Source organism: Kocuria sp. CNJ-770, from assembly GCF_001942375.1.
GTDB classification, from domain to species: domain Bacteria; phylum Actinomycetota; class Actinomycetes; order Actinomycetales; family Micrococcaceae; genus Kocuria; species Kocuria oceani.
Genome location: NZ_MKJW01000100.1, coordinates 17,125 through 28,048, shown reverse-complemented (window position 1 = coordinate 28,048; position 10,924 = coordinate 17,125). Strand labels below are relative to the sequence as shown.

Genomic DNA, 10,924 nt, shown 5'->3' with positions numbered 1-10,924 from the left:
TTCGCACCGGCGGCCCCGCCGTCGTCCGTCGAAAGGGTGGCCGTGGCCCCTCTCCTCCCCCGCGCTCCGCGCCCGCTGTCCTCCGCCCGCCGCGCCCTCGCGCCGGTCGCCCTGCTGACCACCGGGGCCCTGCTGCTCACCGGGTGCTCGACCGGGACGGCGGGCGGGGAGTCCGGGAGCGGGTCGACCGCCGCGGCCGGCGCCACCGGCGAGTTCCCCCGCACCGTGCAGCACGAGTTCGGCGAGACCACGATCGAGGAGGCCCCCGAGCGCGTGGCCACGGTCTCCTGGGTCAACCACGACGTGGCGACCGCTCTCGGCGTGGTCCCGGTCGGGGTGCCCGCCCTGGACTTCGGCGCCAACGAGAACGGGTCCACGGACTGGTTCGACGCCGCGCTCGAGGAGTCCGGCGCCGAGGCCCCGGAGACCTACTCCGAGACGGACGGCATCAACTTCGAGGCGATCGCCGCCCTGGAGCCGGACGTCATCCTGGGCGCCTACTCCGGGCTGACGCAGGAGGACTACGACAAGCTCTCGGAGATCGCCCCCGTCGTGGCCTACCCCGAGGACGCCGTGGCCTACGGGACGTCCTGGCAGGACTCCACGGAGCTCATCGGCCAGGCCCTGGGCCGGGAGGAGCAGGCCGCCGAGGTCGTGGCGGACGTCGAGCAGCAGATCGCGGACGCGGCCGCCGAGTACCCGGAGCTGGAGGGCACCTCCTTCGTGTACGGCACGCTGGACCCGTCCGCGGCCGACCAGATCTTCGCCTACACCGCGGTGGACAACCGCCCCAAGTTCCTCCAGTCCCTCGGCATGGTCCAGTCCGAGGCGGTCGAGGAGGCAGCCGCGGGCAAGGAGGACGAGTTCTACATCACCTGGTCCCCGGAGCGGGCCGACCAGCTGACCTCGGACGTCTTCGTGAGCTGGGCCGAGGACGAGGGCGTGCGCGAGGCCATCGAGAACGACCCCCTGCTCAGCCGCGTCCCCGCGGTGGCCGACGGCGCCCTGGTGCTCCAGAGCGACCAGCAGGAGGTGCTCTCGGTCTCGGCGGCGTCCCCGCTGAGCATCCCGTGGGCGCTCGAGAACGTGCTGCCGGACATCGCCGAGGCCGCGGCCTCCGCCGACGGGCAGTGAGTCCCCGGTCCCGGTGAGCAGCACCAGCACGGCCTCCCCCGCCGCCCCCCGGATCCCCGGCGCCGCCCAGCGGCGCCGGGGCCTCGCCCTGCTCGCCGCCCTCCTGCTCCTGGCGGTCTCCGCGGCGGCGTCCCTGTTCTGGGGCGCCCGCTCGGTGGATCCCGCCACGGTGGTCCAGGTGCTCGCCGGGCTGCCCGCCGCCCTGCTGGACGACGGGTCCCAGCTCACCGCCGGGCTGGGCATCGACGCCGCCGTGGTGCAGAGCCGGATCCCGCGGACCCTCACCGCCGTGCTCGTCGGGGCGGCGCTCGCCGTGGCCGGCGCCGGGATGCAGGGAGTCAGCCGCAACCCCCTGGGCGACCCGGGGCTGCTGGGCCTGACCGCCGGCGCCTCCTGCGCCGTGGTGCTCGGCCTCGGCTGGCTCGGCGTGGCGGCCACGTGGCAGCTGACCGCGCTCGCACTCACGGGCTCCGCCGTGGCCGCCGTGCTCGTCTTCGGCTCCTCCCGGCTGGGCGGCGGCGCCCCCACCCCGGCGGGCCTGGTCCTCTCCGGCGCCGCGGTCAGCGCCGGCTTCACCGCGCTGACCACCTCCGTGGTGCTGAGCCAGCCGGCGGTGCTGGACCGCTTCCGGTTCTGGAGCATCGGCTCGGTCGCCCGCGCCGAGAGCACCGACCTCACCGCCGTGGCCCCCCTCGTGCTCCTCGGCGTGCTGCTCGTGCTGGGCGGCTCCTCCGGGCTCAACGCCATGGCCCTGGGCGACGAGCTCGCGCGCGGCCTCGGTGTGGACCTGGGCCTGCAGCGCGTGCTGGTCTTCGTGGGCGTGGTCCTGCTCTCGGGCTCCGCGACCGCCCTGGCCGGGCCCATCGCCTTCGTGGGCCTGCTCGTCCCGCACGCCGTGCGCCGCCTCCTGGGCGGCGACTACCGCTGGATCGTGCTGCTCAGCGCGGTGCTCGGGCCGGCGCTGCTGCTGCTGGCCGACGTCCTGGGGCGCGTGCTCACCCCGCCGCAGGAGATCCACGTGGGCATCACCACGGTGGTCCTCGGCGTGCCCGTGCTGCTGGCGCTGCTGCGCCGGGGACGGAGCGTGACCCTGTGACCGGCACCGTGCTGGCCCCCGCCGCCCCGGAGGGGACCGGGGCCGCCGAGGCGCTGCGGGCGGTCCGCCGCACCCGCGCCCGGCGGACCCGCCGCGCCGTGGCCCTGCTCGCCCTCGCCCTGCTGGCGGCCCTGGCCGTGCGGGTGCTGCTGGGGCGCTACACGGTGACGATCCCCGACTTCTTCGCGATCCTCGCCGGCGAGCAGATCCCCGGGGCGAGCTTCATCGTCCTGCAGGAGAAGCTGCCGCGCGCGGTGCTGGGCGCCCTGGCGGGGACCGCCCTCGGCTGCTCCGGGGCGCTGTTCCGCCGGGTGCTGCGCAATCCGCTGGCCAGCCCCGACATCCTGGGCATCACCTACGGGGCGGCCGCGGGCGCCGTGGCGGGCACGGCGCTGTGGGGCCTGCGCGGCACCGCCGTGTCCTGGACGGCGCTGGCCGGGGCGCTGCTCGCCGCCGCCCTGATCGCCACCGCCTCGGTGCGCCTGCGCGGCGGCGGGATCGTGGGCGAACGGTTCCTGCTCGCCGGGATCGGCGTGGCCGCCCTGGCCCAGGCGGTCACCGCCGCCATGCTGACGCGGCTGGCCCTGAACTCCGCCCAGGACGCCGCGGTGTGGACTGCGGGGTCCCTGAGCGCCGCCACGTGGGAGCGGATCACCGTGCTCGGCGCCTGCCTGCTGCTGGCGGTGCCCGCGGCCGTGGCCGTGCACCGGGCCCTCGAGCCCGCCGAGCTCGGCCCCGAGCTCGCCGCGGGACTGGGCGCGCACCCGGGCCGCAGCCGGGCCCTCGCCCTGGGCCTGGGCGTGCTGCTGGCCGCCGCCGCGACGGCCGCCACCGGCCCGCTGGCCTTCGTGGCCCTGATGTCCACCCCGGTGGCCACCGCCCTGACCCGCGGCCGGACCTCGATCCTGGCCTGCGCCCTGGTGGGCGCGGTGGTCGTGGTGGTCGCCGACTCGCTCGGCTCCGACCTGCTGGCGGGCACGCAGCTGCCGGCCGGTGTGGTCACCGGGGCCGTGGGCGCCCCCGTGATGCTGTGGCTGCTCGTACGGCAGCGGAGAGGAGGTACCGCATGACACCCGATCTGCACGCCGTGGCGGACCCGGAGGGCGAGGTCCCGGCGTTCCGGATGCGCAGGCTGTCCCTGGGCTACGACGACCGCACCGTGGTGCGGGAGGTCGACCTGGACATCCCGCACGGCGGCACCACCGTGCTCATCGGCGCCAACGGGTGCGGCAAGACGACGCTGCTCAAGGGCCTGTCCCGGCAGCTCAGACCGCTGGCCGGGACCCTCGAGGCCGACGGCCGCGGGGTGCGCGAGTGGCACTCCCGCCAGTACGCCCGCTCCGTCAGCCTCCTGCCGCAGTCCCCGGTGGTGCCGGAGGGGCTGACCGTCGCCGAGCTCGTGGAGCGCGGGCGGCACCCGCACCGCCGCTGGTGGGGCGCCCCCTCCCCCGACGACGACGCGGCCGTGGCGCGGGCCATGGAGCTCACGGAGCTCACCGAGCTCGCCGGGCGCCCCGTGGAGGAGCTCTCCGGCGGGCAGCGCCAGCGGGTCTGGATCGCCCTCACCCTGGCCCAGCGGGCCCGCACCATGCTGCTCGACGAGCCCACCTCCTACCTCGACCTGGCCCACCAGGTGGACCTGCTGGACATGCTGCGCGGGCTCGAGCACCCGGAGGGGCCGCGCCGGGGCCGGGCCACCGTGGTGGCCGTCCTGCACGAGCTCAACCTGGCCGCCCGCGTGGCCGACCGGCTCGTGGCGATGGCCGCGGGCCGGATCGTGGCCGTGGGGCCGCCGGCCGAGGTGCTCACCCCGGAGCTGCTGGCCGAGGTCTTCGGGCTGCGCGCCGACGTGGTGCCCGACCCCGTGGGCGGGCGCCCCGTCGTCCTGCCCCGCGGGCGGGCCCGGGAGGGCGCCCACCCCGCTCCGCCCGCCGTGGCCCTGGACCCGACCCCCGCGGCGGGCGCCCGTCCCGCCGCCGAGACCGTGAGGAACCTGTCGTGACCGTCACCAGCATCCCGGGGACCGCCCCCGCCGCCCCTGTGCTCTGCGTCGAGGCCGCCGTGACGTCCGTGACGCAGCTGTGCCCGTCCTTCCGCCGCATCACCCTGGCGGGCCCGGAGCTCGCCGGCCTCTCCCCCGCCCTGCTCGGGGCCGGGGACCTGACCCGGTGCCGGGACGCGTACATCAAGCTGCTCGTCCCGCCGCCCGGCCGGGCACCCGAGCGGGCGGACCTCTCCCTGGGCCTGCGCGAGGGCTGGTTCGCCCGCCCCGCCGAGGAGCGCGGCTGGATGCGCACCTACACCGTGCGCGGCGTCCGGCGCACCACCTTCTGCGGGATCGTGGTGCCGGAGCTGGTGATCGACGTCGTGGTGCACGACGGGCACGGCCAGGACGGGCCCGGCAGCCGGTGGGCGGCGGCCGCAGCCCCCGGCGAGCGCGTCTACCTGCTGGGCCCCGGCCCCCAGGAGCGGCCGTGGGCGGCCTGGGACCACGGCGTCGCGCGGCGCGTGCTGGCCGTGGGGGACGAGACCGCGGCGCCGGCCCTGATGTCCGTGGCCGAGGAGTTCGCCGAGAAGTGCGCCGAGGAGTTCCCGGGCGCGGCCGCCGCCGACGGCTCCCGCCCCCGTCTCGACGTGGTGCTGGAGGTGCCGCACCACGACGACGTGGCGGCCCACCGGCTGGCCGCCGAGCTGCCCGACGTGCGCCTGCACGTCCTGCCCCGCGCCGGCCGCGGGGCCCCCGCGGGGCACGGGCACCGGGCCGCCACGCGGCTCGCGCGCCTGCTGGGGCTGCCCGGCGGGGCCGTGGACGCGTCCTGGCGGGCCGGCGCCCGCAGCGCGGGGAGCACGCGCCGGTGCCGCTGCGGGTCGGCGAGCGGCCCGAGGAGCCCCGGGCGTGGTCGGTGGCGGCTCCCGGGCACCCCGACGTCCCCTACGTCTTCCTCGCCGGGGAGTCCGGCACGGTCAAGGCGCTGCGCCGGCTGTGCGTGGACGCCGCGGGCATCCCCAAGGACAACGTCTCCTTCATGGGCTACTGGCGGCAGGGGCAGGCGGAGTCCTGAGCCCGGCGTCCGGGTCCGCCCGCCCGGTCAGGGGCTCAGGGCGTAGGTGCCGGAGACCTGCACCATGGACAGCAGCTGCAGGGAGCTCGCGTAGTAGCCGTTGAGCTGGGTGCGGGCGGCCAGGTGACGCCACAGGGCGTCGAGCCACGCCTGGTCCCCGCCCCAGCGGGCGCCGACCGCCAGGGGCGCGATGAAGGCCAGGTCCTGGTAGGCCCCGCCGGGCAGGGTGGCCCCGCCCAGGGTGTAGCCGGTGGGCAGGCGGGCGGGGTCGCCTCCGCACTTCGTCCTGGCCCAGCGGGAGATGCGGGCCGCGGCGGCGCGCGCCTCGGGATGCCGGGACGAGCCGAGCCGCAGCGGGACGCGGCAGGAGTTGTAGTAGCAGTGCCCGTCGTGGGCGGACTCCAGGGTGTGGGCCGGTGCCGGGGCGATGCTCGCCGGCGGGCCGACCGTGAAGTCGGGCAGCAGGCCGGTCCGGGGCGCGTGCACCGACTGCAGCCGTCGGATCGCCGCCAGGTGCCGGGCCCAGACGGTGCCCCAGCTCGCGTCGCCGGTGGCGCGGTGGAACGCCCCGAAGTGCCCGATCATCCAGTCGCTGGGGCGGGAGACGTTCTGCCAGGCCCCGTGGGACCAGTCGCCGAGCTCGAGCAGCCCGGTGGTGGGCGAGACCAGGGAGCGCTTCACGGCGGCGATCCGGTCCCGGGCCAGCCGGAGGTAGTCGTAGGTGCCGGCGGACCCCCACCGCCGGTGGGCCATCAGCCAGCCCATGGCGATGTCCAGGTCCCCGTCGGTGGCGCTGTCCCCGCCGTGCTGGGTGACCATCCGGTGGTCCTGCTCGGCGGCGTGCAGTCCGGGGTCGATGCGGGAGGGGTGGTCCAGGACGTACCGGGTGATCCCTTCGGCGTAGGTGCGCGCCCGGGGGTCGGCGGGGGCGAGCTGGGCGCAGAGCATCAGGCCGTAGCCCTGCCCCTCGGCGACGTAGGCGTTCGCCCCGCCCTGGGCGTCGGCGCGCACGGCCCACCAGCCGCGGGCCGCGTCGTGGCGCAGCAGCGCGGTCCAGCTGTGCCACAGGGCCCGGACGGAGGCGTCCGTCCGGCGCCGGGAGGTCGTCGGTCTCAGCACGGTGGTGGCTCCCAGGGCGGGGATGGGGGCCGCGACGGCGGGGCCGACCGCCAGGGCGGCGCCCGTCGCGAGCAGGGTACGGCGGTGCATGGGGGGCTCCGATCACGGCACGACGGAACGGGCCAGGGCCGCACGGGGGCGCCCTGTCGGTCGGAACGGCGGGCCCGCCGCGCGAGGGGTGGGGCGGTCGGGGGGACACCGTCAGGACCTGCTTATCACCGTTCGGCGCCGGGCCGGGGCCCGGGCTCGCCCCGGCGCGCCGTCGCAGCCGTCGCGCGGCAGGGCGGGGCGCCACGCCGCCGGGCGGCACCGGAGGAAGGGACGGGTCGCAGCGCGCGGCGGCGTCCGGCAGGGGCCGCTCAGGACGCGGGGCGGGCGGTGACGCGCAGCACGGCGTCGTCGCCGCCGTTGGAGGTGGTCACCCACAGCGCGCCCTCCTCGTCGAGGGTCAGCGAGCGCAGGCGGCCGTAGTCGTTCTCCAGCTCCTCCATCCGCGTGGTGCCCGTGATCCCGGCGCCCTCCACCCGGTAGACCCCCACGCCGGTGTTCTTCAGCTCCGCCACGGCGAGGGCCCCGTCCCACGCCCCCCACTGCGGGCCCTCCAGGAACGCGGCGCCGCTGACGGCCACGGTCGGGCGGCCGGAGGACCATGCGGCCTCGACCGCGTCCGGGAACTTCTCGAGGTCGGTCATCGGGGTGGACTCGTCGTAGCCGGGCACCGGGTCCCACCCGTAGTTGCCGCCGGGGCGCAGTTCGTTGATCTCGTCGTCGCGGCCGGGGCCGTGCTCCGCGGACCACATGTCGCCCGTGCCCGGCTGCACCGCGAGGCCCTGCACGTTGCGGTGGCCCAGGGTGTACACGGCGGCGGCGCTCCCCGGCCGGTCGGCGAACGGGTTGTCGTCCGGGACCGTGCCGTCGGGGTGCAGCCGCAGCGTCTTGCCCCCGAGCGAGCCGAGGTCCTGCGGGTTCTCGCCCTGGGCGGCGTCCCCGGTGCCCACGCGCAGGGTCCCGTCCGGGGCGAAGCGCAGCCGGCAGCCGCTGTGCCGGCCGGTGCTGATGGGCAGCCCGTCGACCACCGTCCCGGTGCGCTCGGCCGCCCGGGCGGAGCCGTCGAGCCGCCAGCGGGTGACCCGGACGTCGCGCGGCCCGCCGTCCTCGGTGCGCGTCGCGTGGCACAGGAAGAACTCCCGGGTCCGGTCGAACTCCGGGGACACCGCCAGCCCCATCAGCCCCGCCTCGCTGCCCACGAACAGGTCGTCCAGGTCGGCCGCGACCTCCCGGGTGCCCTGCGCGTCGTGGGCGAGCAGGCGGCCGCCGCGCTCCGTGACCAGGGCGGTGCCCCCGGGGGTCAGGGCCACGTCCCAGGGGTTGCTCAGCCCGTCGACGACGGTCTGCACCTCCAGGTCCGGGGCGCCGGCCGGGGCGCCCAGCTGCTCGCCGGCGGGTCCGAGGCCGCCCGCGGCGCAGCCGGTCAGCAGCAGCGCGGCGCACGCCGCGCCGGGACCGGTCCGGCGGGCGCTCACGGGTGTCCCCCGTTCCGGTGCTCCGGCGGGGTGCCGGGGGCGGTCGCGTCCGGGCAGCGCGCGGGCGCCCACACCCGGCTCTCCCGGCGGGCGAACTCGCGCAGCGAGGTCGGCGCCCGGCCGGTGACGGCCCGCACGTCGCCGGTGAGCCGCCCGGCGAGCCCCAGGCGCGCGGTCGCGTGGATGGCTGCGGTCGTGGCCGCCATGGCGGGGTCCATCCCCAGCTGGTGACGGGCGTGCCGGACATAGGCCCGGATCCCCGGACGGGTGTAGGCGATCGTGCGGCCGAGCACCTCGCCCAGCACCGCCGCCGCCTCGTCCCAGGTGAGGGCCTCCTCGCCCGTCGGCGTCCAGATCCGTCCGGCGTGCGCCCGCGGGTCGAGCAGGACCCGCGCGGCGACGGCGGCGACGTCCCGGGCGTCCACGAAGGCCGTCCGCCCATTCCCGGCCGGCACGACGATCCGGCTCCGGTCCCTGATGTCCGCGGCGAAGACGGTCGTGAGGTTCTGGTCGAAGTAGGACGGGCGCAGGAACGTCCACGCCAGGCCCGAACGGCGCAGCCACCGCTCCGCAGCCGCGTGCGGGAGGACGGGCACGAGACCGGCGCCCTGCACGGACAGCAGCACGACGTGCCGGACCCCGCGCTCCCGGGCCCGGACCAGGGCCGGCACCAGGTCGCGGCGCACGTCGGCGAGCTGCGGCGGGCGCACCAGGAACATCGTGCGGACACCGGCGAAGGCCGCGTCCCACGTCCCGGGGTCCGAGAAGTCGAACCGGACGCCCTCCGGGTCCCGGGGGCGGCGGGCGGCCGGGCGCACGGCCGCCCCGGCCGCCCGCAGCGCCTCGACCAGGGGACCGCCCACGTTGCCGGTGGCGCCCGTGACCAGCACCGGCGCGCTCACGCGGGCCTCGGACCGGCGGTGCTGCGGAGTGCCGCCGCCGTGACGGCGGCGGCCCCGGCCGTCACGGCGATCATCGGCGGCTGGAGCCACGGGGTGCCCTGCGTGCGCACCCATAGCCCGGACAGGGCCGCGGCGCCCACCACTGCCCGCTGCCGCAGCGCGTCCCGGTCCCCCATGGTGTGCTCCTCTCCACCGTCCAGCATCCTCCCCTCGCCGCCCGCGCGGTACCCCGCGGACAGTCACGTTCTGCTGGAAAAATCAAGTGCTGAACCGTGACCGGGGGCTCAGTAGGATGGGCCGGAGCCACCGGATCTTCCTGATTTCCCTGGTGGCTGGGCCGGTGCGGGGGCGATCTCGCGCCGGCCCGCTCATGCGCCGGCGCGAGATCGCCCCTCCCCGGGTTCCCCGGCATCAACAGGTCCGCTCCTGCGCCGGCAGCACGCCCTGGAGCAGGTAGCCGTTGACGACCTCGTCCACGCAGAGGTTGCCCCGCAGGTAGGAGCCGTGCCCCTCCCCCTCCCGGGTGAGCAGGTGCCCGCCCGCCAGCTGCTCGGCGAGCGCCTCGGACCAGGCGTAGGGCGTGGCCGGGTCCCCCGTGCCGCCGACCACGAGGACGGGCCCGGCCCCCGCCCCGTCGACCGGCGCCGGCGGGGAGACCGGCTCGTGCGGCCAGGCCCCGCAGTAGGCCTCGTCGTGGCTGAAGTAGTCCCCGAGCGTGGGGGCGGCCTCCTGCAGGCGCGCGTCCAGGGCGGCCATGGCCGCGGGGCTGTCGTCCACCGGGTAGTCCAGGCAGTCGATGGCCGTGTTCGCCTCGTTCGCGTTGGAGTACGTCCCGTCGGGACTGCGCCCGTAGGCCGAGTCCGCCAGGAACATCAGCGCCGTTCCGTCCCCGTGGTCCAGGGCCCGGCCGAGGGCCTGGCCCAGGAGCCCCCAGACCCGGTCCTCGTAGAGCGGCAGGATGATCCCGGAGACCGCGTCGTCCACGGTGAGCGGCCGGCCGTCGGCGGTGGGCAGCGGCTGCGTCTCGAGCCGCTCCAGCAGGGCGTCGATCTCCGCGACGGCCTCGTCCACGGTGCCCTCGAGCGGGCAGCCGTCCTGCGGCAGGCAGGAGGCGGCGAAGACCCGCAGGGACCGCTCGAAGCCGGCGGCCTGCTGGACGCTGAGGTCGGCGATGTCCAGGGCCGGGTCGACCGCGGCGTCCAGCACGAACCGGCCGGTGCGCTCCGGGAACAGTTCGATGTAGGCCGCGCCGAGCGCGGTGCCGTAGGAGTAGCCGAGATAGGTCAGCCGGTCGTCCCCCAGGACGGCGCGCAGCAGGTCCAGGTCCCGGGCTGCGCTGTCGGTGTCGACCTCCCCCAGGAGCGGGCCGGTGGTGGCGGCGCACGCCGCGGCGAACAGCTCGGCCCGCGCGGTGAGCTCGGCGAGCCCCTCCGGGGTGTCCGGGTCCACCGGGTCGGCGCGCCAAGCGTCCACGGTGGGCCCGTCCACGCAGTCCACCGCGGTGGAGGACCCCACGCCCCGGGGGTCGAAGCCCACGACGTCGTAGGCGGCGCGCACGTCCGGGTCCAGGCCGGCCGCCCACCCCTCGATCGCCGCCGTGCCGGAGCCGCCCGGGCCGCCGAAGTTCACGAGCAGCGAGCCCTGCGGCGCGGCCGCGCCGGTGCTCGGCACCCGGGTGAGGGCGAGGTCGATCACCCCGGCGGCGGGGTCGGCGTGGTCCAGCGGAGCGCTCACCGTGGCGCACTCGGCGGCCACCCCGCACGGGGTCCACACGATCTCCTGCGCGTAGAACGGCTCGAGCCCGGGCGGGGCCTGCGCGGTGACCACCGGCGCGGTGCGCGGGACCGCGCCCGCCCCGGTGACCGGGGCGGCGGCGAGGAGGACGGTGAGGGAGAGCACGGCTGCTCCCGCGCGGGCTCGTGCGCGGTGGAGCCGCCGCGCACGGGTGCGGGGCGGAGCGGGAATGGCGGTGGGCTGGCAAGGGTGCACGGCACATCACGTCCTCGGGACGGGCGACCGGGATGCGGATCGGGATCGCGCGACGGCGCGGGCCGACCGGTGCCCACCGATCTCGCGCGCGCCCGGACG

Annotated in this window: 10 protein-coding genes and 1 pseudogene; 6 read left to right on the top strand and 5 right to left on the bottom strand. The window is 77.3% G+C overall.

Translation table 11 applies throughout. From position 1 onward, the window contains the following. Window positions 1–36 precede the first annotated feature (36 nt). The 6 genes and pseudogenes from BJF77_RS10830 (at window position 37) to BJF77_RS22650 (ending at window position 5,292) form a co-directional block, all read left to right on the top strand. The gene (locus BJF77_RS10830) at window positions 37–1,134 is read left to right on the top strand and encodes an iron-siderophore ABC transporter substrate-binding protein (protein WP_075872171.1); all 1,098 of its coding nucleotides are present in this window, start codon (window positions 37–39) and stop codon (window positions 1,132–1,134) included. A gap of 13 nt (window positions 1,135–1,147) precedes the next feature. Then, on the top strand, window positions 1,148–2,230 hold the full coding sequence (locus BJF77_RS10825) for an iron ABC transporter permease (RefSeq protein ID WP_075872170.1): 1,083 nt from the start codon (window positions 1,148–1,150) through the stop codon (window positions 2,228–2,230). Continuing rightward, window positions 2,227–3,300 (top strand): iron chelate uptake ABC transporter family permease subunit, encoded by a 1,074-nt coding sequence (locus BJF77_RS10820; protein ID WP_082157141.1) that lies wholly within the window; start codon window positions 2,227–2,229, stop codon window positions 3,298–3,300. The genes BJF77_RS10825 and BJF77_RS10820 overlap by 4 nt, the downstream gene beginning before the upstream one ends. Beyond that, window positions 3,297–4,232, top strand: coding sequence for an ABC transporter ATP-binding protein (locus tag BJF77_RS10815; protein ID WP_047801563.1), 936 nt, complete (start codon window positions 3,297–3,299; stop codon window positions 4,230–4,232). Before BJF77_RS10820 ends, BJF77_RS10815 begins: the two co-directional genes overlap by 4 nt. Next, window positions 4,229–4,630 (top strand): annotated as a pseudogene (locus BJF77_RS21760) (siderophore-interacting protein); the annotation flags it as partial. The gene BJF77_RS10815 and the pseudogene BJF77_RS21760, both read left to right, overlap by 4 nt. Before the next feature lie 8 nt (window positions 4,631–4,638). Beyond that, entirely contained in the window at window positions 4,639–5,292 is a 654-nt protein-coding gene (locus tag BJF77_RS22650) for an SIP domain-containing protein (protein WP_369821398.1), read from the top strand. A gap of 27 nt (window positions 5,293–5,319) precedes the next feature. Here BJF77_RS22650 and BJF77_RS10805 read toward each other — a convergent pair whose 3' ends face one another. The 5 genes from BJF77_RS10805 to BJF77_RS10785 form a co-directional block, all read right to left on the bottom strand. Continuing rightward, complete coding sequence (locus tag BJF77_RS10805) at window positions 5,320–6,501, bottom strand: glycosyl hydrolase family 8 (protein ID WP_075872169.1); 1,182 nt, start codon at window positions 6,499–6,501, stop codon at window positions 5,320–5,322. 269 nt (window positions 6,502–6,770) lie between these two features. Further along, complete coding sequence (locus BJF77_RS10800) at window positions 6,771–7,934, bottom strand: sorbosone dehydrogenase family protein (protein WP_047803230.1); 1,164 nt, start codon at window positions 7,932–7,934, stop codon at window positions 6,771–6,773. Beyond that, window positions 7,931–8,836 carry an NmrA family NAD(P)-binding protein gene (locus BJF77_RS10795; RefSeq protein ID WP_158041243.1) on the bottom strand — a complete coding sequence of 302 codons (906 nt, stop codon included), beginning with the start codon at window positions 8,834–8,836 and terminating at the stop codon, window positions 7,931–7,933. The genes BJF77_RS10800 and BJF77_RS10795 overlap by 4 nt, the downstream gene beginning before the upstream one ends. After that, window positions 8,833–9,012, bottom strand: a complete 180-nt coding sequence (locus tag BJF77_RS20565; RefSeq protein ID WP_075872167.1) for a hypothetical protein — start codon at window positions 9,010–9,012, stop codon at window positions 8,833–8,835. The genes BJF77_RS10795 and BJF77_RS20565 overlap by 4 nt, the downstream gene beginning before the upstream one ends. A gap of 235 nt (window positions 9,013–9,247) precedes the next feature. Beyond that, window positions 9,248–10,735 (bottom strand): alpha/beta hydrolase, encoded by a 1,488-nt coding sequence (locus BJF77_RS10785; protein WP_158041240.1) that lies wholly within the window; start codon window positions 10,733–10,735, stop codon window positions 9,248–9,250. Window positions 10,736–10,924: the final 189 nt, after the last annotated feature.

What these genes read in the sequence shown, in the direction of transcription:
- BJF77_RS10815 (WP_047801563.1), top strand. Translation starts at nt 3,297, where the DNA reads ATGACACCCGATCTGCACGCCGTGGCGGACCCGGAGGGCGAGGTCCCG.
- BJF77_RS10805 (WP_075872169.1), bottom strand. Translation starts at nt 6,501, where the DNA reads ATGCACCGCCGTACCCTGCTCGCGACGGGCGCCGCCCTGGCGGTCGGC.
- BJF77_RS20565 (WP_075872167.1), bottom strand. Translation starts at nt 9,012, where the DNA reads ATGGGGGACCGGGACGCGCTGCGGCAGCGGGCAGTGGTGGGCGCCGCG.